22 protein-coding genes are annotated in these 23,629 nt (G+C 36.1%); 16 read left to right on the top strand and 6 right to left on the bottom strand.

What is annotated here, in order from left to right:
* Positions 1-10 precede the first annotated feature (10 nt).
* From ACZLXV_RS01590 to ACZLXV_RS01650, 13 genes are all read left to right on the top strand, one after another.
* A complete protein-coding gene (locus ACZLXV_RS01590; protein WP_482382288.1) occupies positions 11-637 on the top strand; it encodes a precorrin-2 dehydrogenase/sirohydrochlorin ferrochelatase family protein in 627 nt (208 codons plus the stop codon).
* A gap of 94 nt (positions 638-731) precedes the next feature.
* Complete coding sequence (gene hemC / locus ACZLXV_RS01595) at positions 732-3,230, top strand: hydroxymethylbilane synthase (protein WP_482382289.1); 2,499 nt, start codon at positions 732-734, stop codon at positions 3,228-3,230.
* Between the two features lie 83 nt (positions 3,231-3,313).
* Complete coding sequence (gene hemL, locus ACZLXV_RS01600) at positions 3,314-4,597, top strand: glutamate-1-semialdehyde 2,1-aminomutase (RefSeq protein WP_022225719.1); 1,284 nt, start codon at positions 3,314-3,316, stop codon at positions 4,595-4,597.
* Positions 4,594-5,769, top strand: coding sequence for a glutamyl-tRNA reductase (gene hemA, locus ACZLXV_RS01605; protein WP_022225720.1), 1,176 nt, complete (start codon positions 4,594-4,596; stop codon positions 5,767-5,769). The genes hemL and hemA overlap by 4 nt, the downstream gene beginning before the upstream one ends.
* Positions 5,770-5,835: 66 nt before the next feature.
* Positions 5,836-6,813 (top strand): porphobilinogen synthase, encoded by a 978-nt coding sequence (hemB, locus tag ACZLXV_RS01610; protein WP_022225721.1) that lies wholly within the window; start codon positions 5,836-5,838, stop codon positions 6,811-6,813.
* A 23-nt stretch (positions 6,814-6,836) separates the two neighbouring features.
* Positions 6,837-7,472 (top strand): methylated-DNA--[protein]-cysteine S-methyltransferase, encoded by a 636-nt coding sequence (locus ACZLXV_RS01615; protein WP_022225722.1) that lies wholly within the window; start codon positions 6,837-6,839, stop codon positions 7,470-7,472.
* A gap of 78 nt (positions 7,473-7,550) precedes the next feature.
* Complete coding sequence (locus ACZLXV_RS01620) at positions 7,551-9,545, top strand: aryl-sulfate sulfotransferase (RefSeq protein WP_022225723.1); 1,995 nt, start codon at positions 7,551-7,553, stop codon at positions 9,543-9,545.
* Between the two features lie 173 nt (positions 9,546-9,718).
* Positions 9,719-10,972, top strand: coding sequence for a fibronectin type III domain-containing protein (locus tag ACZLXV_RS01625; protein ID WP_022225724.1), 1,254 nt, complete (start codon positions 9,719-9,721; stop codon positions 10,970-10,972).
* Between the two features lie 234 nt (positions 10,973-11,206).
* Positions 11,207-12,934, top strand: a complete 1,728-nt coding sequence (locus tag ACZLXV_RS01630) for an adenylyl-sulfate reductase subunit alpha (RefSeq protein ID WP_022225725.1) — start codon at positions 11,207-11,209, stop codon at positions 12,932-12,934.
* Complete coding sequence (locus ACZLXV_RS01635) at positions 12,915-13,229, top strand: 4Fe-4S dicluster domain-containing protein (protein WP_022225726.1); 315 nt, start codon at positions 12,915-12,917, stop codon at positions 13,227-13,229. Before ACZLXV_RS01630 ends, ACZLXV_RS01635 begins: the two co-directional genes overlap by 20 nt.
* 22 nt (positions 13,230-13,251) lie before the next feature.
* The gene (cysD, locus tag ACZLXV_RS01640; protein ID WP_022225727.1) at positions 13,252-14,151 is read left to right on the top strand and encodes a sulfate adenylyltransferase subunit CysD; all 900 of its coding nucleotides are present in this window, start codon (positions 13,252-13,254) and stop codon (positions 14,149-14,151) included.
* Between the two features lies 1 nt (position 14,152).
* A complete protein-coding gene (locus ACZLXV_RS01645) occupies positions 14,153-15,796 on the top strand; it encodes a sulfate adenylyltransferase subunit 1 (RefSeq protein WP_482382290.1) in 1,644 nt (547 codons plus the stop codon).
* A 104-nt stretch (positions 15,797-15,900) separates the two neighbouring features.
* Positions 15,901-16,347 (top strand): RrF2 family transcriptional regulator, encoded by a 447-nt coding sequence (locus tag ACZLXV_RS01650; RefSeq protein ID WP_482382291.1) that lies wholly within the window; start codon positions 15,901-15,903, stop codon positions 16,345-16,347.
* A gap of 119 nt (positions 16,348-16,466) precedes the next feature.
* Here the strand turns inward: ACZLXV_RS01650 and ACZLXV_RS01655 are convergent, their stop codons facing one another.
* Both ACZLXV_RS01655 and ACZLXV_RS01660 read right to left on the bottom strand, forming a co-directional pair.
* On the bottom strand, positions 16,467-17,177 hold the full coding sequence (locus ACZLXV_RS01655; RefSeq protein WP_482382292.1) for a LytR/AlgR family response regulator transcription factor: 711 nt from the start codon (positions 17,175-17,177) through the stop codon (positions 16,467-16,469).
* Positions 17,178-17,271: 94 nt separating this feature from the next.
* Positions 17,272-18,537, bottom strand: a complete 1,266-nt coding sequence (locus tag ACZLXV_RS01660; RefSeq protein WP_482382293.1) for a sensor histidine kinase — start codon at positions 18,535-18,537, stop codon at positions 17,272-17,274.
* A gap of 188 nt (positions 18,538-18,725) precedes the next feature.
* Between ACZLXV_RS01660 and ACZLXV_RS01665 the strand changes: the two genes are divergently transcribed.
* Positions 18,726-19,166, top strand: coding sequence for a hypothetical protein (locus ACZLXV_RS01665; RefSeq protein WP_022225732.1), 441 nt, complete (start codon positions 18,726-18,728; stop codon positions 19,164-19,166).
* 152 nt (positions 19,167-19,318) lie between these two features.
* On the opposite strand, the gene ACZLXV_RS01670 is transcribed toward ACZLXV_RS01665, so the two are convergent.
* Positions 19,319-19,858, bottom strand: a complete 540-nt coding sequence (locus tag ACZLXV_RS01670) for a histidine kinase (protein WP_022225733.1) — start codon at positions 19,856-19,858, stop codon at positions 19,319-19,321.
* 38 nt (positions 19,859-19,896) lie between these two features.
* Between ACZLXV_RS01670 and ACZLXV_RS01675 the strand changes: the two genes are divergently transcribed.
* Together ACZLXV_RS01675 and ACZLXV_RS01680 are read left to right on the top strand one after the other, a co-directional pair.
* Positions 19,897-20,364 carry an ABC transporter permease gene (locus tag ACZLXV_RS01675; protein ID WP_482382294.1) on the top strand — a complete coding sequence of 156 codons (468 nt, stop codon included), beginning with the start codon at positions 19,897-19,899 and terminating at the stop codon, positions 20,362-20,364.
* Between the two features lie 78 nt (positions 20,365-20,442).
* Positions 20,443-20,595, top strand: coding sequence for a hypothetical protein (locus tag ACZLXV_RS01680; protein ID WP_482382295.1), 153 nt, complete (start codon positions 20,443-20,445; stop codon positions 20,593-20,595).
* Positions 20,596-20,688: 93 nt separating this feature from the next.
* On the opposite strand, the gene ACZLXV_RS01685 is transcribed toward ACZLXV_RS01680, so the two are convergent.
* The 3 genes from ACZLXV_RS01685 to ACZLXV_RS01695 form a co-directional block, all read right to left on the bottom strand.
* Positions 20,689-21,162 carry a COG2426 family protein gene (locus ACZLXV_RS01685; protein WP_482382296.1) on the bottom strand — a complete coding sequence of 158 codons (474 nt, stop codon included), beginning with the start codon at positions 21,160-21,162 and terminating at the stop codon, positions 20,689-20,691.
* An 84-nt stretch (positions 21,163-21,246) separates the two neighbouring features.
* Positions 21,247-22,011 carry an amino acid ABC transporter ATP-binding protein gene (locus tag ACZLXV_RS01690; RefSeq protein ID WP_367335450.1) on the bottom strand — a complete coding sequence of 255 codons (765 nt, stop codon included), beginning with the start codon at positions 22,009-22,011 and terminating at the stop codon, positions 21,247-21,249.
* Positions 21,998-23,548 carry an ABC transporter substrate-binding protein/permease gene (locus tag ACZLXV_RS01695; protein ID WP_482382297.1) on the bottom strand — a complete coding sequence of 517 codons (1,551 nt, stop codon included), beginning with the start codon at positions 23,546-23,548 and terminating at the stop codon, positions 21,998-22,000. Before ACZLXV_RS01695 ends, ACZLXV_RS01690 begins: the two co-directional genes overlap by 14 nt.
* Between the last annotated feature and the right edge of the window lie 81 nt (positions 23,549-23,629).

Consider the following 23,629-nt stretch of genomic DNA (forward strand, 5'->3'; position numbering starts at 1 on the left):
TTGTGACTGCATGGGATATTTTCCTTTTTTTGTTGATTTGTCAGGAAGAAAATGCCTGATAGTGGGAGGCGGAACGATTGCTTTAAGAAAAGCACAGTCAGTGCTTGAATATGGAGCCGTTGTTAAGGTGGTGGCACCCTGTATATGTGATGGTTTTGACAAGCTGAAAGAGAGATATAAAGAAGCTGTTGAACTTTTGGAAAGGGAATTTGAAGAAAAGGATATTGAAGATAAATTTTTTGTTGTAGCCGCTACAGATGATGAACAGGTAAATAAAAAAGTGTCTGAGATATGTTTCAGGAAAAATACTCTTGTAAATACTGTTGACAGAAAAGAATATTGTAATTTTTATTTTCCGTCAATAATAAAGGACGGGGATATAGTAGTTGGGGTAAGCAGTGGGGGAAACAGTCCGGTGCTTGCAAGAGAGCTTAGAAAAAAAATAGAAGGTGTTATACCGAAAAATCTCGACAACATAAATAGATGGCTTGGCGAAATCAGACCGTACATAAAAGAAAAAATATCAGATGAGATAGAAAGAAAAAAGTATTTTGAAAAAATTTATGCGGAATGCGAAAAAAAAGGAGATGTGCTGTATCAGGATGAATTGGAAGAAATCCTGAAGCGGGAAGTATAATAAGCTTTTTAAAGCATACTTGACCGATAGGTTATATCAGAGTTATTATAAATAAAATTATAATAACTCTGATATATACAGAAATGAGGTCAGTATGATTAGGATAGGAACAAGAAAAAGTAAACTTGCTTTAATTCAGACGGAGCTTGTCAAGGCTCAGATTTTAAAATATTTTCCAGATGAAGAGATAGAGATTGTGCATGTGGTTACACATGGCGATAAAGTTTTAGACAAGCCGCTTGGCGAGATTGGCGGTAAGGGCGTTTTCACGAAAGAGATTGAGGAAAAGCTGCTCGATAAAACGATTGATATTGCTGTTCACAGTGCTAAAGATGTTCCAATGGAACTTGCAGGCGGGCTTTGTCTTGGTACAGTTCTGCTTAGGGATGATAACAGGGATGTTATTCTTAAAAGAAAAGAAACGAAAAAAATAGGTGAGGGAAGTATAATCGGAACAAGCAGCCTGAGAAGGGAACTTCAGATAAAGCAGATATATCCGGGTGTTTTGATAAAATCTTTGAGAGGTAATGTAGGAACGCGAATTGATAAATTAAAGTCAGGAGAGTATGATGCGATTATCCTTGCAGCAGCAGGTTTAAAAAGACTTGGTCTTGATAATGATGATGCACTTGATTATATTTATACTGACAATGAAAAATTTGTTTCTGCGGCAGGGCAGGGGATTCTTGCAATTGAATGCAGAAACGGAGACTTGAAAGAAGTAATGGAGGCTCTTGACGATAAAGCGGCAAGAGTGTGTCTTGAAGCTGAGCGTGAATTTTTAAGAAGCCTTGACGGAAGCTGCAATGCCCCTTGTGGAGCGCATTGTATTATAAGTAGAGAAAACTTTGAGTTTAGGGGAATGTATGCCGCAGATGGGGAAAATCCAAAGTATGCAAAAATAAAAGAGAGGAGAGAAGCAGCTGGCGTAAACATCAATGATGATGATTTAAAACAGGCTATTAGTCTGGCGGGAAAACTTGTCAACATTTTAAAATCAGATGATGATAGCTCAGATAAAAATAATGATTCAGAAAAAAAGCCTGACGAGGTCGGAAAGGGGAAAGTTTCGCTTGTAGGTGCAGGTCCCGGAAAAAGAGATTATCTGAGTGTCGAGGCTCTAAGATGTATTAAAAATGCGGATGTAATAATTTATGATGCACTTATTTCGCCATCAATATTAAATGAGGCGAAGATGGATGCAGAACTTATTTATGTAGGAAAAAGAGCTGACACAATTTATAAAAAGCAGCCTGAGATAAATAAACTTTTAGTGGGATGTGCATCACAGGGAAAGTATGTTGTTCGTCTTAAAGGTGGTGACCCGTTTATATTTGGCAGAGGTGGTGAGGAAGCACTGGCACTTGCAAAAGCCGGTATAAACTATGAAATAGTATCCGGAATTTCATCATCATATAGTGTGCCGGCGAGTGCAAGCATTCCGGTTACACATAGGGGAGCCGCATCGTCAGTTCATATAATTACAGGTCATGAACATCCGGGGAAGCCTTCAGAAGCAATTGATTTTTCAGTGATAGCGAAAGAGGAAGGAACATTAGTATTTATGATGGGGCTTAGAAGTCTTGGAAATATATGTGACAAACTCATAAAAAACGGCAAGGATGCGGAAACACCTGTGGCAGTTGTCTCAAAAGGAATGACTGCAAAGCAGAAAACCGTTTTTGGAAATCTGTTGACTATTGAAGCTGAAGTGGGAAAAAATAAAATAGAAGCACCTGCAATAATAGTAGTCGGTGATGTCGTAGAGGTTGGACTTCATATAAACGAATGGCAGATTAAAAATGATAAAAAGCTGCTTAGCGGAAAACGCATACTCGTAACAGGTTCAAGAAATATGGCTTCCTGTCTTGAAGAAGAATTCAAGAAATATGGTGGCGAGACAATTGCGATAAGTCTTGTTGAGACAATACCTGACTACAGCAGTTGTGATGATAAACTCAATGAGATAGAAAAGTATTCATGGCTTATATTTACGAGTGCAAATGGTGTTAATATATTTTTTGAAAGACTTAGGGATTTAAAAACAGATGTTAGAAAATTGGCGAATATCAAGTTTGCCGTAGTGGGTACATCGACCAGAAAAGCACTTGAAAAATATGGTTTATATGCTGATTTTGTTCCTTCAAAATTTACATCTAAAACATTAGCCGATGAATTAGCGCAGATATTGACAGATAAGGATAGAGTACTTATTGTAAGAGGAAAGCAGGGCAAAAATTTTATTGAGGATAAGTTTACTTCAATGGCGGTTGATTTTGATAAAATCTGTATATATGAGACAATACAGGATGAAAGACGTGCTGATGAAGTTAGAAGAATATGCAAGGATGTTGATTATATTGTTGTCACAAGCGGTTCAGGAGCGAGAGCCTTAAAAGATATGGCAGGCTGTGAACACGAAAATATTGTTGTGATAGGTCCGGTGACAAAAAAGGATTGCGAAGAATTGGGACTTTCAGTAAAACTTGTTGCAAAAGAGTTTGATGCAAAGGGAATTTTAGATGTTATAGCAGGTGATGTTTTTGAATGTGAGAAAAATGGAGATAGTACAATTACAAAACCAGACAAGTGATAAAGTCAGGTTGATTAAAAGCCATTTACAGTAGGTATAAAATTTTTAAATGGAAAATTATAGATATGGAGGTACATTTTGCTATGGATATAAGGTCGAATATACAGAAATCTAAGGTTTTGTTTGAGAAGTCGTTAGAGAAAATTCCGGGAGGAGTAAACAGTCCGGTAAGAGCATTTGGAAGTGTCGGCGGTTCACCGCTTTTCATAAAAAATGCGAAAGCATCCCATATTTATGATGTTGATGGCAATGAATTTATTGATTATGTATGTTCGTGGGGGCCCGGAATACTCGGGCATGCACATCCACAGGTTATAGAGGCAGTGCAGAGAGCCTGCACAGATGGTCTTACATTTGGTGCACCTACTGAAAAAGAACTTGAACTGGCAGAGCTTATAACGGATGCAATGCCGTCAATAGAGAAAGTGAGATTAGTAAATTCGGGTACGGAAGCTACAATGAGTGCAATTCGTACTGCAAGGGGTTATACAGGCAGAGATATGATAATAAAATTCAGGGGAAATTATCATGGTCATTCTGATGGACTTCTGGTAAAAGCAGGTTCAGCGGCACTTACAACTGCCGTTCCGGATAGTGCGGGTGTGCCTGCCTCATATACACAAAATACACTTGTTGCAGAGTACAATAATAAAGAGTCAGTCAGGGAACTTATGGAGCAGTATGGTAGCAATGTTGCTGCAATTATAGTTGAGCCTGTAGCTGCAAATATGGGTGTTGTTCCACCGAAAGAAGGCTTTTTGGAATTCCTTCGTGAGATTACCTTAAAATATGAGACAGTTCTTATATTTGATGAGGTTATCACGGGATTTAGGCTGGGTTTTGGCGGAGCACAGGAATATTTTGGTGTAAAACCTGATATGACTACACTTGGAAAGATAGTCGGAGGTGGTATGCCGATAGCAGCATATGGCGGAAGAAAAGAGATAATGGATAGGGTTTCTCCTACAGGACCTGTTTATCAGGCAGGTACATTATCAGGAAATCCTATTGCAACAACAGCCGGAATTGAGACACTTAAAATATTAAAAGCACATCCTGAATATTATAAAAAGATAGACGAGAGTGCAAAAAAAATTGCGGATGCATACAGAAAAATGGCAGAAGAAAAAAGTATTCCTCTGCATGTAAATCAGATAGGTTCGCTTTTATCGGCATTCCAGACAGGTGAGACTGTGGATGATTATGACAGTGCGCTTACATCCGATACAAAAGCATATACAGAGTATTTCTGGAAGATGCTTGACAATGGAATTTATGTTGCACCGGCACAGTTTGAAGCAATGTTTGTGTCTGTTGCACATACAGAGGAAGATATTAAAAGAACTTGTGAGGTTATCGGGTTATGAGTATACAATTGCTCTGTGTAAGCCACAAAACGGCGGATACAAAGATAAGAGGATTGTTTGCATTTGATGATGATGCCAAATTAAGAATAATGGACAGGCTTATCAAATCGGCTGACATAAATGAGATGGTACTGCTTGCGACATGTAACAGAACCGAGCTTTATTGTGAAGTAGCAGAAAAGACGGAAAAAAACGTGCTTTATATGCAGCAGGTGCTTTTAGAAGAAGCCGGGGTATCTGACAATTCAGAAATTCAGGATGTAATTTTGAGATATGAAGAAAAAAAAGCTGTACATCACCTTTTTATGGTAGCGGCAGGTCTTGATTCTGTTGTGCTTGGTGAAGACCAGATTTTAGGTCAGGTAAAAAATGCTTATCTTGAAAGTGACAAAAAGGGTTATATAGGTCAGGTGTTTCATTCGCTTTTCCAGGCGGCGATGGCAGCGGCAAAGAGAGTTAAGACCGATACACCTATGTCAAAAACTTCCGTGTCAACGGCAAGTCTTGCATTAAAACAGGCATGTGAGGAATTTGGTTCATTATCAGGGAAAAATATTATGATAATAGGTGCATCAGGAAAAATCGGGAATATTGTTATGAGAGATGCACTTGACATAGAAGGTGTAAATGTTTATGTTACGACAAGAAATCATATTCCTGAGAAGAATGCCAGATGCAGGATAATAGACTATGCGGACAGATATGAACATATGCCTAAAATGGACGTAATTATAAGTGCGACATCAAGCCCGCATTATACAATTACAAAAAAACATTATGAAGAAAAAAAGGATAAAGAAAGAGTTGTATTTATCGACCTTGCAGTACCGTTTGACATATCGCCGGATATAGAGAAAATACCCGGTGTCGTAAGATATTCAATGGAAGATATGGATAGGCTTGCAGCAAAGAATAATGAATTAAAGAGAAGTTATCTGTGCGATGCAAAAGAGATTATTAAGACATATGAACAGGATTATCTTAAGAATGAAATATTCAGGACAAACCGCAGTCAGATAGATGGTTTTATAACATATATCAAAAAGAATGCTGAGAAAAAATCATTGGATGCGGTAATCTATAAAATGATATTTGATATAAAAGAAAAAAGTAATGCACAGGAATTTGAGAGTTTTGTTGATATAATTTCAAATATTAATGCGAATTGTTGATATAAAAATCAGAAATTATTGATAAATAAATTATTTACAAAGAACGTAAGCAGAAAAGAGGATAATATGATTCAGAGAGCACGAAGATTGAGACAGAATGAGATATTAAGAAAGATGGTAAGAGAGACAAGAATGGACAAATCGTCACTTGTTTATCCTATGTTTGTCAGAGAGGGAAAAAATATTGTTGAGGAAATTCCGTCAATGGAGGGACAATTCCGTTATAGTGTTGACAGGATGTCTGAAAAACTTGAAAGCTTGAAAAAAGCAGGAGTGAACAGTGTTATTTTGTTTGGTATTCCTGATGTGAAAGATGAACTTGGAACAGGTGCTTATGATGATGAGGGAATTGTGCAAAAGGCACTTAGAGCTGCAAAGAAAGATTTTTCTGATATGTATTTTATAACTGATGTGTGCATGTGTGAGTATACATCACACGGACATTGTGGTGTACTTTGCGGTCATGATGTGGACAACGATTCCACACTTGAACTTCTTACAAAGACAGCAGTTTCCCATGTGAAAGCAGGCGCAGATATGGTAGCACCATCTGACATGATGGATGGAAGAGTGCTTGCAATCAGAAATGCACTTGATGAAAATGGATTTAAGAATACACCGATAATGTCATATGCCGTAAAATATGCGTCCTCTTTTTATTCTCCGTTTAGAGATGCCGCAGGTTCAGCACCGTCATTTGGTGACAGAAAATCTTACCAGATGGATTACCATAATAGAAAAGAGGGCATTAAGGAGGCTTTGCAGGATGTAGAAGAAGGTGCAGATATTATAATGGTAAAGCCGGCGATGAGTTATCTTGACATTGTAAGAGAAGTTGCGGATATAGTAGATGTTCCTGTAGCTACATACAGCGTAAGCGGAGAGTATGCGATGGTAAAAGCGGCAGCAAAAGCAGGATGCATTGATGAGGAAAAGATTGTGTGTGAGATGGCAACAGCAACATACAGAGCGGGCTCAAGCATATATCTTACATATTTTGCAGAGCAGATTGCAGAATATATGGATAAGGGTTTGATTGGGTAGACATAAACAGAAGAGGGAAATACATGACAACAAGAGAAGAAGCATTAAATTTTGGACTTTCGTTTCCGGACACATACAAGAGTGCACCGTTTCATGATGAAAACTGGCAGCTTGTGCGTGTGAAAGGAAGTAAAAAAGCTTTTCTGTGGACATATGAAAGAAACGGCTATATAAATTTAAACGTGAAAGTAAACAGTGAGTGGCGTGATTTTTGGAGAGATGCATTTGAGTCTGTCATACCCGGCTGGCATCAGAACAAAGAAAACTGGAATACCATAATCCTTGACGGTTCAATTCCGGATGAAGATGTTAAAAGGATGATAACGGAGAGCTATGAGATTGTAACTGACAGTCCGACAAAAAGGATTTATGAAGCGGTCAAAAAAATTCCAAAAGGAAAGGTTGCGACATACGGACAGGTTGCAAAGATGGCAGGAAATCCTAAAATGTCGAGAGCGGTCGGCAATGCTCTTCACAAAAATCCGAATCCGGAGGAGATACCATGTTTTCGTGTGGTCAATTCTAAAGGGGAACTTTCGGGAGCCTTTGCATTTGGCGGTGAAAATGAACAGCAGAAGAGACTTGAGGCTGACGGAATAGAGGTTAAAAACGGAAAAGTAGATTTGAGCAAATATGGGATTGACACAAAAATAATATAAAACTGACACAAAATTTTCGTTCTAGTGACATGAATTTTTTTTAATTTAGTTATAACAAGAGAAAAAGGAGTCATTAGAATGAAAATTAAGAGTCAGATAAGTGATGCTATAAAAAAGAAATTATTTAACACATTTATTATAAACGAAGATGTATTTTCTCTCATGGCTGAAAAAGAACAGCTTTCAGATAAACAGGAAAAATACAGATACGAAACAAATATTGAAAATGTTCAGCAGTCTTTGGCGGTGCAGACTTATAAAAAAGAATTGGTCATAGAGCATATGCTTGATAACGGGACTTATGATTTCAGAAATTCTCTTTTAATATTAAATCCATATAAAATATCATTATTAACAGCACTTTTAATTTTCAATACGGATGTTGAGTGCATGGTTAAATACGAAATTAAAGGTATTCGTGGTTCTAAAAATTATTCTATGTGTGACAATATCTGTACGACGAGACATCGTGTTCCGATAATGGGGCTCTATGAAAATGCATATAATATCGTTCAAATATATCTTTTAGACTCACATGGGCAGATAATCGACATGAATAAGATTATGATACATACACCTAAGTTAAAGGGAAAGCTTGAAACAGAAGTAAAAGTGATGGGACAGGCAGAAAATAAAGGCAGTAAATTTATGCTTGTGACAGGCGGTTATGGCGGTTCAACTTATGCTTTTGACGAAAACGGAAATGTACGTTTTATACTGGGAAGACCGTCTCATCCTTATGGAATACATGACATTGGCAACGGGAAATTTTTGTATGCAGAAAAAAGCATGCGTCGTCCAAATTTCGGAAATGCACATTCAGTCGTTATGCATGAAATGGATTATATGGGCAGAGTATACAAAACATTTCTGCATCCAAACGGATACCACCATTGGGCTGTCAGGGAAGAAAACAGCGGAAATTATCTTGTAGCATCAAGTTCTGTTCAGGATTTATCATGTGAAAATATGATAATTGAAATAGACCCGGAAACCGGAAATGTTTTAAGAAGTATAAATGTAAATGATTTGTTTGATAAGACATACGTTACAAGAAGTGACTGGGCTCATATAAATGCATTTGCGTATATACCTGAAGAGGACTGTGTTATAGTTTCGATGAGAAATATTCACACTATCGCGAAGATAAGTTTAAAGAGTAACGAATTAATCTGGATTATTGCAAACCCGGAATTTTATAAAAAAACAGAGCAAAAAGATAAAGTTTTAAAACCGGATGGACATATAGACTGGTTTTTCCAGCAGCATGCAGTATCAATACTGGAGTGTGACAGTACAGCACATACTTACAAAATTATATTATTTGACAATCACACGGCGAACAGAAGACCCGTAAAATATTTTGATAAAGTAGAAAAGTCAAATGTGCTGATATTAAATATAGATGAAAAAAGCGGAAAGGTTTCACAGGAGAAAAGGATACCGACTTCTTTAAGCATTACCCGTTCAAATGCATTTGTGACCGACAAAGGTGATTATATATTTGCAATGTGTGGAAATTTAAAAGAGCAGATTGACGGATATAGGGCTAAAATATACAAATATGATTATAAATCAGGAGAATGTGTAAACGAGATATTGTGTAAAAAAGATTTTTTTAGTGGAATGGAAATGGAATTTGACATTAGAGGATTATCAGAACCTATTCTTGGGGATAAACCTATAGTAGTTGGAAAATTAAAAAATCTGAACCGAAGTAAAAGGATTTTTGGACAATTTGAAAACGCCATTGATATAAGTTTATATAAAGAAAAGAACGAAGAGGATTGTTTTGAGAACGGTCTGCCGTTTATACCGCGTATAACCGGAGATATACTTCAGATTTACAGCAGGGATCATTTAATAAAAAAAGTATACTTATATAATGAAAAAGAATTTTATGAACAGGATTATTCTGACACAGAACAAAAAAGCGAAATATTCGTAAAACATAAGTATTACATAAATGTGCCATTAGATGAAATAGAAAACGGAAATTATAAAATTGCTTTTAAAATTGGGGAGTATAATTATACAACAGATTATTGGTTAAAAAAGACAATATTTATTTGACATAAAAATAGAAATTGTGTATTGTAGTTAGTGTATGGTATATTGAGGTGCCTTAGAGATACAGTACACCGGAAAAAGGTGTTTAATCAATGAGATTGCAGTGTGCTAAGGTTTTTATAATACCATATGGATAATATATAATACAGGAATGGGAATTAAAAGGAGGATATGAAGTGAAAAAATCAATTAAATTTCTTATGACAACGGTAGCACTTACCGCAGGGGTGCTTGCTTTTTCAAAGGCAGAAAGTAAAGCTGCTGTTGTAGATGTTGCACAGACAGATGCCGAGGACACAAAGATTACTCTTCAGTGGTCAGCAGCCCTTGGAGCACAGTCATATGCGATACAGCTTAGCGAGGATGGAAATTCAAACTGGGTTACTATGGAGACAACATCAAGTACAAATGAAAGTATAAGAAATCTAGCATCAGGTCACACTTATTATGTGAGAGTTGGAGGATTTAATTCTTATTCATGGGACATTGATAAAGAAAATACTCCGGAAGCAGTTACAGGATGGTCTGATCCGGTCGAGATGGTTACTGCACCAAGTGTAAATAATATGACGCTTACTCAGATTGGTGCAAGTACAACTTCAATTACAATGAAGTGTTCAGAAGTTCCGGGAGCAAACTTATATCAGCTTAGCAACGATGCCTATAACGATTTTTCTGTAATAGGTGAGAGCAATACTACAATCATCACAACATCTAAAGATAAAGCTCTCACACCGGGAACGTCATATTCAATATACTGCTATCCTTGTCGTGTAGCAAAATCTACAGGATTTATAGCAAGAGACGGTCATACAAGCCAGTATGGCAAAAAGACATTGACAAAGAAAGTTGCAACAAATAATTTTGGTTTTACAAGCATTTGGTACAATATCAATTCATATAGTGTGGGTGTTTTAGCAAGTGATGCATTAGGTGATTTCGATGGTGTACAGGTACAGCTTCAGACACCGGCAGGTAAGGTTAAAAAGACATTGACAAGCAGCGGAACTTCAACAAGTGTAAATAACACTAACGGAACTTTCTATCGTTATCGTATTCGTACATATGTAGACTGCGGAACAGAGGGAAAAGCTTATAGTGCATGGTCAGGATATCGTTACTTTGGTGCTATCAAGACTAATGGTCTTAGTGTTACATCATCAAAAAAGAAGATTAAAATTAACTGGTCAAAGGTTGCAAATGCAAACGGTTATACAGTTTACATTTCCACAAATGAAAATGCAGGTTTCAAGAAGGTTAAAACAGTAAGCAATAAGTCAAGAAGTCTTACAATCACAAAATGCGGAAAAAATAAACTTAAAGCAAATAAGCGTTATTATTTAAGAATATGCACAAATGCAAAAGTCGGAAAAAAGACATATAAGAGTGAGTTGTTTAATACGACAAGTGTATATGTTTCAAAATACTAATGTATCACCGAATTTCGGCTAAAAACTAAAATGAGGATATTTGAATTGCATTAAAAGATTTAGAACAGATTGTTATGGTTTGTCTTATTAAAGATAGACCATGGCAATCTGTTTTTTGATAAAAAATATATAATTCCTATTGACATGATAGGAAAAGTAGGGTATAGTTATAGCCATGAACTACTAAAACATATAGAAAAAGTAGGAGATACGAAAAATGAAGGGGGTTGCCCAATGGATTTTAGAGAACTGACAACCGATGTGTTAATTGTCGGCGGCGGTACAGCAGGCTGTTATGCTGCAATTACACTTGGACAGGAAAAGGATATACAGGTCCTTATCGTAGAGAAAGCCAATATTAAGCGAAGCGGCTGTCTTGCAGCAGGCGTAAATGCCATAAACGCTTATATAACTGAAGGACATGTTCCACAGGATTATGTGGACTATGCGAAGAAAGATGCTGACGGTATAGTCAGAGAGGATTTACTTCTTTCCATGTCAGAAAGACTAAATGAAGTTACAGCGCATATGGAACGTCTCGGTCTTGTTATTTTAAAAGACAAAGATGGCAAATATGTTGCAAGGGGAAACCGAAATATAAAAATAAATGGTGAAAACATTAAACCTATTCTTGCCGATGCGGTAAAAAGCCTTGAGAACACAACAGTTATAAATCATGTAAATATTACAGATTATATAGTTGAAAACGGTGTCATAAATGGTGCTTACGGATTTGATGTAAATGATAAAACGGCATATAAGATAAATGCAAAAGCAGTTATCTGTGCGACAGGTGGTGCGGCAGGTCTTTACAGACCAAACAATCCGGGATTTTCAAGACACAAAATGTGGTATCCTCCGTTTAATACGGGAGCAGGATATGCTATGGGAATCAAAGCCGGTGCAGAGATGACAACATTTGAGATGAGATTTATAGCACTCAGGTGTAAAGATACGATAGCTCCTACGGGAACTATTGCACAGGGAGTTCATGCAAAGCAGTTAAATTCTGACGGTGAGATATATGAAGATAAGTATGGTCTTACAACATCACAGCGTCTTTACGGTACGGTAACAGAGAACAAAGAAGGCAGGGGTCCATGTTACTTAAAGACGGATGAAATATCAGATGAACAGCAAAGTGATTTGTATAAAGCGTATCTTAATATGGCACCAAGCCAGACACTTAAATGGATTGAATCGGGCAGAGGACCTAAAAATGAAAATGTTGAGATAGAAGGTACTGAGCCATATATAGTAGGAGGACATACAGCGAGCGGTTATTGGATAGACAATGACAGAAAGACAACGATTACAGGGCTTTATGCAGCCGGTGATGTTGCAGGCGGATGTCCGCAGAAATATGTGACAGGAGCTTTGGTTGAGGGCGAGATAGCAGCACAGTCGGCTGTTGAATATATTAGGGTGATTAAAGATTCAGAAAATAAAAAAGCTGATTACGGCAATGTTTCCAAAAACAGTGATAATGCGGTCAATGGATTATCATCAGCAGATAAAAAAGCCGAGTATGAAAGCTATTTTTCAAATCCAAAAGGATTTATCGATACAGAACAGCTTGAAGAAACGATGCAGAAGATTATGGATCAGTATGCAGGCGGTATCAGTACAAATTACGAATACAATGAGAGTAGACTTGAGATAGCAAAAAGAAAAATTGATGATATAGAAAAACTTTCAGTAAATCTTCATGCAGATGATATGGACGATTTGCTCAGAATTTACGAATTAAAAGAGAGATTAGTCGTATGTAAAGTCTTGATTGAGCATTTAAAAGCAAGAAAAGAGACAAGATGGCACAGTTTTGCCGAAAATTTAGATTATCCTAATAAGAGCGACGATTATCTCAAATATGTAAATTCAAGATATGAGGATGGAAAAATAAAAATTATTTACAGAGATTTGGTGACAGGAGGTAAGGTTTATGAGCATTCGGATAAATGATGAAAAATGTGTCGGATGCGGACTTTGTATAGAAGCCTGTCCGGGAAATCTGATTAAAAAAAATGAACATGGGAAAGCTCTTATTAAACATGAAAAAGATTGTTGGGGGTGTACATCCTGCATAAAAGAGTGTAAAATAAAAGCGATTGACTTTTTCCTTGGTGCTGACGTTGGAGGTGCAGGGAGTGTTCTGTCAGTATCTTCTAAAGGTGATATAAATACATGGACTATCACGAAGGCTGATGGAAGCGTAGAGGAGATAATCATAAATAAGAAAGATGCTAATAAATATTGATAAAAGAAACAGGAGGTTCGTTATGGGAAATTTATCTCATCTTGATGAATTAGAGGCAGAGGCAATCTACATAATAAGAGAAGTTGCGGCAGAATTTGAAAAACCGGTAATGCTTTACTCAATCGGTAAAGATAGTTCAGTAATGCTTCATCTTGCAATGAAGGCATTTTATCCGGAGAAGCCGCCATTTCCGTTTCTTCATGTAGATACAACATGGAAGTTTAAGGAAATGATAGAGTTTCGTGACAAAATGGCAAAGAAACTCGGAATTGACCTTATAGTATATACAAACGAAGATGGAGTTAAGAAAGGAATCAATCCTTTTGACCACGGTTCAGCTTATACTGATATCATGAAAACACAGGCTCTTAAACAGGCACTTGACAAATATCAGTTTACGGCAGCATTTGGCGGCGGCAGACGAGATGAAGAAAAATCACGTGCAAAAGAGAGAATTTTCTCATTCAGAAATGAAGCTCATGCGTGGGACCCTAAGAACCAGCGTCCTGAGATGTGGAAACTTTTCAACAGTAAAATATTTAAGGGTGAGGAAGTAAGAGCATTCCCGCTTTCAAACTGGACAGAAAAAGACATCTGGCAGTATATAAAGAGAGAAAACATAGAGATTCCTTCGCTTTATTTTGCAAAAGAGCGTCCTGTAATTGAGAGAGACGGAAATATTATCATGGTTGATGATGACAGACTTAAACTCAGACCGGGTGAGAAAATCGAGTACAAGAAAGTTCGTTTCCGTACACTTGGATGCTATCCTCTTACAGGTGGTGTTGAGTCAAATGCAGAGACACTTGATGAAATCATTGAGGAAACACTTAGTGCGGTAGAGTCAGAGAGAACAAGCCGTGTAATTGACCATGAGGCAGCAGGCAGCATGGAAAGAAGAAAGAAGGAGGGTTATTTCTAGGATGAAAGGATTATTAAAATTTATTACATGCGGAAGCGTAGATGATGGAAAATCTACACTTATTGGACATATATTATATGATTCAAAATTACTTTATGCCGACCAGGAAAAATCACTTGAGCTTGATTCAAAGGTTGGAAGCAGAGAAGGAAAAATTGACTACTCACTTCTTCTTGACGGACTTATGGCAGAGAGAGAACAGGGTATCACTATAGACGTTGCATATCGTTATTTTACGACTGACAACCGCAGCTTCATCGTTGCAGATACACCGGGACATGAAGAATATACAAGAAACATGGCAGTAGGTGCATCATTTGCAGAATTATCGGTTATACTTATTGATGCAAAGCAGGGTGTGTTGGTACAGACAAGAAGACATGCACGAATCTGTGAACTTATGGGAATCAAATACTTTGTATTTGCCGTAAACAAAATGGATCTTGTAGATTACAGTGAGGACAGATTTAAAGAAATAGAAGCACAGATTGCTGAACTTGCAAAAGAACTTAATCTTGCAAACTATGTTATTATACCTGTTTCAGCAACAGAAGGTGACAATATCACAACAAAATCAGAAAACACACCATGGTATACAGGTGTACCTCTTCTTGAGTATCTTGAGAATGTTGACGTAGAAGAAAAGACAACAGAAAAGGGCTTCTATATGCCTGTGCAGCGAGTAAGCCGTCCAAATCATACATTTAGAGGATTTCAGGGACAGGTTGAAGCTGGAACTATCAGCGTAGGTGATGAGATAACAACTCTTCCAAGCAATGAAAAGGCACATGTAAAGAGCCTTCTTGTAGGAGACAAAAAAGCAGACACAATTGAAAAAGGTCAGCCTGTTACAATTCAGCTTGACAGAGAAGTTGATGTATCAAGAGGATGCGTACTTGAAAAAGATACAGATATAAAAGTATCATCATTAATTACTGCAACACTTCTTTGGATGGATGATGATATTCTTGAGAATGGAAAGAACTACTTTGTAAAACTTGGAACAAAACTTATTCCGGGTATCGTAACTGAAATTGTTCATACAGTAGATGTGAATACAGGTGAGGAAAAGAAAGCTGATAAACTTTCAAAGAATGAAATTGCACTTTGCACAATCTCACTTGCAGATAAAATAGTAGTAGATGAATTTAAAAATCATAAAACACTCGGAGAGCTTATTCTCATTGACCGTGTAACAAACATGACATCAGCATGTGGTGTTGTTGAAAAGGTAAATGAAGGCGGCGAGGGACTTTTTGCAGGAAAAGTTGACAGAAATGTGAGAGCAGCATTAAACGGTCAGAAGGCAGTTGCAGTAGCATTCCCGGTTGAAAGACAGGGCGTATCAAGAAGTCTTCTTGAGAAAGTTGAAAAAGAGCTTTCAATTCAGGGTAAGCATACATACCTTTATGCTCCCGGTTCAGAGGAAAATATTTCAGATGTTATCAAACATCTTCACCATGCAGGTGTAATCACGTTACTCCTTGTAGAAGAAAAATATGCATCTACAGTAAGAATAGCAAGCGAAGAATATTACCATGTGATTCCTGAGGACTTAAAAGTTGAGACAGACGAGGTAGTTAAGTATATTGATGAGCTTTCAGCATATGATGTAAGAGTAGCAGGAAACGGTGAATTTATTTGAAGTGAAGACAGATAGTAAGATTGAGGTAAGAAGCTTGAGCTGAAATCAGAAACATCTGTCAGAAAAATTATAAAAGCAGTAAAAATATGGAGGGCTTGTTAGATATGAAATTATCCAAGAGAGGCAGATATGCGTTAAGAGCATTGGTTTATCTTTCGCTGAACAGCGATAAAGAGAAAATGACACTTAGCAAGATTGCAAAAGAAAATGATATATCTACCAAATACCTTGAGCAGATTTTTTCAAATCTAAAACGCTCCGGTATCGTAAAAAGTGTGGCAGGTATAAATGGAGGTTATCTTCTTGCTAGACCATCAACAGACATAAGTGTGGAAGATGTCTTAAATGCAGTTGAAGGTGACTACAAAATCGAAGATGAGGAAATTTCCGAAAACTGTATGGTAAAAGGTATTTCCAAAGCACTTCAGAGACTTGTCATTGACCGTATAAATGCTGAGACAGGAAAGGTTATCAAAAACGTAACTTTGAGAAAACTGGCTGATGAGTATTCAAATACGGACAGAGATGCTGATGAGATGTATTATATCTAGATTTTAGAAAATAGAATATATTCAAAAACAAATTATCAGCTTGTAACGCCCCCGAAAATCAGATGGATAAAATCTGATTTTCGGGGGCGTTTGAGTTGGTGACGAATGTGAGTTCGTATTCAGTCATTAAACATATGCTCAAAATATACTTCTTTAAATGCCACATAATTATTCCTTGAGATAGGAATGTTTTCTTTATTATATGTAATTATCTGTGATTTGGTAAACTGTTCCACATACTCCATATTTACTATGTAGCTTCTATGACATTTAAAGAAACCATTATCTATGCTGAATATATTTTCGCACTTTGAAAAAAGTTCGCGGATTTCTATTGTCGTAGAGTTGATAAGATGTACAATAACGGTTTTATTCTGTGCTTCAAGATATTCAATATCTTTTATTTTTATTCTGCTGAAACCTGTCTGAGTTTTAGCTGTAAAATATTCATCCTTTTTTTGATATTCTTTTCTGAAATTCTCAAGGACATCAAACATTCTGCTTTCATCAACGGGTTTCAGAAGATAATTTAATGCCTTTACCTCATATGATTCTACTGCAAATTCTCTTGATGATGTCAGAAACACAATAGGAACATTATGATTTTCACTCCGCAGCTCTTTTGCGGTGTCTATTCCGTTAAATAAAGGCATTACAATGTCAAGAAATATAATATCCATACATTCTTTTTTGTGTATATTTATCAAATCATCGCCATTATCAAATCTATATAATTTGACATGTATATCATGTTTTTTTGCCCATTTCAAAATCATTGAACAGGCTGAATTTAAAAATTCTACCTCATCATCACAAACTGCTATTTTCATATGTATATCTCCGATTAGTACAATGTTCAATATATCAATTATTAATTATATGTTGCACTAATATTTAAATAATTTTTAGTTGAATGTCAGTTTCTTATATAATTACACGGAGTACAAAGATATTTCCCGACATAGAAAAATGCCACTGTCCATTTAAACGTTCAACATAATAAATTATGCTTTTGACTCCGATGCCATGTCCTTTTTTTTCAGATACCGGTATTCCATCGACAAATTTTGGATTATTGGATGCCGGATTTTCTATGCAGAGTAGTACACTGTCTCCTTTATTGGCGATAGTAAGTTTTGCCCACTTTTCACCATCTTTCCCTGATTGAAGCGCATGAAAAGCATTTTCCAAGGCATTTGACAACAATGTTGAAAAATCTCTTTCTGAAACTACCACATCATTGCAGGATATATCACATATAAGGTTAAAGCCTTTACTTCTGAATCTCATATCATACATAGAAATTACAGAATTGATTATATCATTAGAGCAATATTCTTTAACTACTGTATCATCATATGAATCGCTTATACCTTTTATATAATCTATTGCCTTTTCTACATTGTTATTCTGTAAAAAAGTGAGGATTATATTAAGATTATGCCGCATATCATGACGAAGTATAGAGAGGGTACGTTCACTGTTTTTTACATGGTCAATCTCATTTTGAAGCGATTGAAGGTGAAGTTCCATCAAATCACTATACTGCCTGAATTCCTGTTTTTCCTCGAATTCCTTAAAGTATATAATAAGAAATACAAGATATGCAATACAGAATGCAAATCCCATAAATTCTACAATTACCCTGTTTCCTGTATAGAGCAGATTTGAAAATTTAGTAAATGCATAATCAAATATGTAGTAAATAAGTGGAAGAAAACCTATTATGCATAGTTCACGCTTTCCTTTGGCAAAAACGGCTGACGTTGTACTGCATACATATTTGCATAGGATTATAAATGTTATTATTGTTACAGTTATTCTTGTAAAATAATAAGCCCATTCATATTTTGTTATGTTCATGATAAACAGTCCGCACCAGTTGCTTATCTGGCAGCATAGGTATGCAGAGCAGATTGAAATCATACATGACAGCAGCGGAAATTTGTAATAAAAAAATAAATATATGAATAATGGTACATGTATCAAAAACGGATACATATTGTTTGCTGCCTGTTCTCCTAAAATGAACATGGCAGTCAGATAAAATATTCCTTCGAGACATGAAAATAAAGCCAGTTTTGTAATATTGTTTTTATTTTGTTTTACTCCCAGAAAAAACGCTGAAATATATATTCCAAACAACATAGTTGTTATATTATGTATCCATGATAATATATGAACAAACATATTGTCTCCTCTGTTTTATAAATCTTTTTGTTGTTTTGTGATTTAATATTGCTATTATAAAATATTTTCTGGCAAATAACAACTCACACCATATATTTACCATTCACGCAAATTTTCTTGATTTTTCCGTAAACACAGTATAATATTCGTAAACTTATTAGAAAAAATCAAAAAGGGAGGATACTATCATGAAAAGAGCAAAAAAAATCCTGAGCGTAATGCTTGCAATGTGTCTGACAACTATTATGATTTGTGGAAACACAGCGGATGCAAAGACTACATATGTAAAATCGTTTACAAAAACAATCACAGTTAAAGCGGGTTATCAGTATTACATTAAGATGAATTTCAAAAAAGCATCTAATGTCAGCGTTAAAATAACACCTGTAAAAGCTCAGAAAGACAGGTCACTTGCTGTAGTAGTCGGAGATGAGACAAATTCTTTATTCATTACACCTAATATTGAAACGGTTACATTAAAAGGAAAGTATAAAAAAGGTGATGGAAATCTGATTTTTGGAAACCATGCCACAAAAGCTACAAAAGTTAAAGTTACCGTGACATCTAAGAGTGCAACAGTTGGATATGTGTCTGGTGATCAGTCAAATGGAGAGGAAGAGGCAGGTTGATTATATTAAATAGAATCAACATTTACAGCACTATCTGATTGATTTATGAAAGCAATTGTTAGCAAATTGCTAAAAATTACATTTTTATTGCCAAAAGTTACAATTAAATATTTCCATGGAAAGACTTTGTTACACTAAATTTAAGAAAATGTTTAGTATAATAAAGTCTTTTTATTATGTTTATAATAAAAAATTGCAAGCTGGGTTCTGTCACGCAGTCCAAGTTTATCAAGGATGGTACTTAGATAATTTCTCACTGTACCTTCGCTTAGATAAAGGTTTGCAGCAATCTCTTTATTGCTGTGTTTTTCTATATTTGTCAGACTTTCTTTTATTATAGTTATAAATGCATATTTTACATCATTTGGAATGTGGTCTGTCATGTCATAGGTTAAATTAATATTGCAAAATTTGAAATCGTCTACAATTTTTTGCACGGTATTTTGAAGGCTTATAGAATTATTGTGGAGATTGTGGACGCTTTCTCTTATGTTTGTCATTGCGTTTGACAGACATTCTTCAAGGTTATCAATTGAGTTGTATAGATTTTCATTTTTATTTACAACTTTGATAGCTCCTGTTATCATGATGGCTCTTGAAAGCATATGTCCTACATTGTCATGAATTTCTCTGGCAATACGATTTCTTTCAGTAAGAGTAGCATTGTTTATTTCATAATTCTGATAATGCATCGGCTGTCAGCCTGAAAAATCAGAATTTTCAAATACTCTTGATATTTATAATATTTGGAATTGTAATATGGTTGTTAAGTCTTGTAATTGCATTTTTTATGTATGGAAGAATGGATTTATTAAGAGCACCAAATATATCCATATATATATTAAATTCTTTTGTGATGACTATAACGGCACTTGCGATAGCCTATTTTATGGGAATGTTAATAAAAAAGGCAAATATGATTAGTCTCATTGTTACACCGGTATCTCTTGGAATAAGTTTTATGTCAGGAGTGTTTGTACCACTTAGTATGCTTGGAAGTACAGTGAAGAAAATAGCGAGATTTATTCCGGTCTATTGGTATGAAGATTTAAATGATATGCTTTCGGGATTTAAGCAACTGAGTAAAAATCAGCTGAACACAGTGTATACAAATCTCTTATTGCAGCTGCTTTTTGCCGTGGTACTTATCGGAGGAGCACTCTTTATCGTGAAATATAAGAGGGAATTTCAGGTTTAACGCTGTTATTGATTATACCTGTTTTGGAAATACGAAGCCCGTTGTCATTTACGGCGCTGATATTGGGAGGGATTGTCTTTGAAATTAAGATGGATGCAGGCTGCTAAAGATGCGACAGAACAGCAGAAAAAAATTGCGGCAGAAGCAAAGGCATCCGCCGCCGCTGAAGCGAGAGCAACAGCAAAAGCACAAGCTATAGTAACAGCATCCGCAAGAGCTGCCTGCAAATAAACATGCCGCCATACTTGAAAAAATGGATGTAAATGTGGCTGCACAGGTTACTGAAAATATGCGTATAAATTAAACATTTAATACAAAGAAAAATTATAAAATAAGTGCACTGATTGCTCCGAATACACCTGCAGATGCCAATCCCATAATGATGCCTGCAAGCATAACACCGAGCATAACAGCGATAACGCTTGATTTAAAATCCATATCAAGGAAACTTGCAGCAAGTGTGCCGGTCCATGCCCCTGTACCGGGAAGAGGGATGCCTACAAAAAGTAGCAGAGCAACAAATAATCCTCTTCCTGCTTTTTCCTGAAGTTTTTTTCCGCCTTTGTCACCTTTTTCAATACAAAATGTAAAGAAACCGCCTATAATCGGCTTATCTGCGCCCCATTCAAGAACTTTTCTAGCAAATAAAAAGATAATGGGAACGGGAAGCATATTTCCGATTATTGATATAATGTAGGACGGAACAAGAGGAAGTCCCTGGGCAACTGCATAGGGAATAGCACCACGAAGTTCAACTAACGGAAACATTGAAATAAAAAAAACAATAATAAACTGCATTAAAAAATCCTTTCTTATATATGGTTGTTATACAAATAATATGTGATTATTTTCGATTTTTGACCACAACATCAATATATTTGATTATAAGACTTTTGATAAAAATTCTTTCAGTCGTGCATTCTGTGGATTTCCAAAAAGTTCAGCAGGTTCATTTTCCTCCATAATAACACCTTCATTAAAGAACATGACTCTGTTTGCAACTTCTCTGGCAAATCCCATTTCGTGTGTAACTATAACCATAGTCATACCGTCTTTTGCAAGTTCTTTGATAAGTTCCAATACCTCACCGACCATCTCAGGGTCAAGTGCCGATGTAGGCTCATCAAAGAGCATAACGTCGGGATTCATGGCAAGAGCACGAATAATTGCGATACGCTGTTTCTGCCCGCCTGAAAGAACAGAAGGATATGCGTTTTCCTTGTCTTCAAGTCCGATTCTTTTAAGTAATTCTCTTGCTTTATTTGCAGCTTCCTCTTTTGTCATTTTCTTTCTTTTGACGGGTGCAAGCATAATGTTTTCAAGTACCGTCATATTTTCAAAGAGATTAAACTGCTGGAAAACCATGCCGATTTTTTCACGTATTGTATTTATATCGACAGAATCATCTGTAATATCTGTGCCCTCAAATAATATCTGTCCGTCAGTTGTGCTTTCAAGAAGGTTTAAGGAGCGCAGAAATGTTGATTTACCGCATCCGGATGGGCCTATTATGGCTACAACATCACCTTTTTTGATTGCCGTCGAAATTCCTTTTAAAACCTCATGTTTTCCAAATGATTTGTGAAGATCATTTACTTTTATCAATGGTACATTTTCGTTATTTAAAGTATTATTAGTTTCGCTCATTTGCTCTAAGTCTCCTTTCAAGTGCATTTGCAACAGATGTGAGTGCAATAACTATTACGAGGTAGATTACTGCGACAGTTATAAGAGGAAGGAAAGCATCGTATGTATTGCTTCGTATGATGTCACCTGCTTTAGTGAGGTCAACGATAGCAATATAACCACTGATTGATGTTTCTTTTATAAGGCTTATAAACTCGTTGCAAAGTGCAGGAAGTGCATTTTTGAATGCCTGTGGAAGTACGATTGAAGTCATTGTCTGTCTATAGTTAAGACCGAGACTTCTGCCGGCTTCAAACTGTCCGTGGTCTATTGAATTGATACCGGAACGTATAACTTCGGCAACATATGCTGCTGAGTTTAATCCGAATGCAATAATTGCGACAAGTATTTTTGAATTTACTGATACAAGTATAATATAGTAGAAAATCAAAAGCTGTACCATTGCAGGTGTTCCACGGACAACTGTAAGATAAATCTTACATATAAGATTAGGAATAGGCAGTGTGCCGTTGTTGTCGTGAGTTGTTCTTATAAGTGCGATAATTGCGCCGAGGATAATTCCCATGATAACGGCAAATATTGTAATTACTATAGTATTTGCAAAACCTTTTACAAGGTAGTTGTATCTGTGGTCTGATATGAAATTATCGTGAAATCTCTGTGCTAAAGACTGAGCTTTTATTGCTGCTTTGTAGTCTTTTACGATAATTACCTGTTTTGCTGTTGTGTATGAATCTGTGAAATCGACATTTTTAAGACGATCCTCAGTTACGGTCATTCCGGCACATCCGACATCAACTTTTCCTGATGTAACAGCGGCAATGATTGAATCAAATTCCATATCTTCAACTTGAAGCTTCATATCAAGTTCGTCACATACAGCCTGCATCATGTCTATATCAAGACCTGTAATCTGATTGTTGTCATAATATTCATAAGGTTTAAATGCGGCATTTGTACCGACTTTTAAAGTGCCGTTTTTGCCTGAGACATTTTTCTTTTTATAAGGAAACTTACCTTTTTCTTCATCTTTACCTGTATAGTTTTTCTTTATGTCTGCAAGAGTTCCGTCTTTTTGAAGCTTAGCTAATGCGTCGTTTATTTTGCTTTTTAATTCGCCGTTTGACTTATCTATACATATAGCATAATCTTCAACTGCAAATTCTTCTTCAAGAATTTTTAATTCAGTGTTTTTTTCAGTGTATGCAAGGGATGGCTGTTCATCAAGGATAACACAGTTTATTTTGTCATCTTTGAGTGCCTGTATGGCATCAGTACCTTTATTGTAACGTTCAACAACAGTACCTTCTTTGTCACCTTCATAATCCGATGCATATATGTCACCGGTTGTACCGATTTGAACACCGATTTTTTTACCGGTTATGTCATCGACACATGTAATGGCATTTTTCTCGGCTTTTTTAAGTTTCTGTTCGTTAGAATAGTTTTTGTAACATATTCCGGCGATGATAATGGCAACGCAGACAACTGCAAATACCACATAGCTGATTAGATTTTTTTTCTTTCTTGTCATCATCGTAGTCCTTTCAATATTTGTAAAATGCGTTTATATTGCAATCAGTGGCAGGTATGAAAAATGCTGATACATGTTTACCAC

The sequence above is a fragment of the Butyribacter sp. genome (assembly GCF_056818865.1).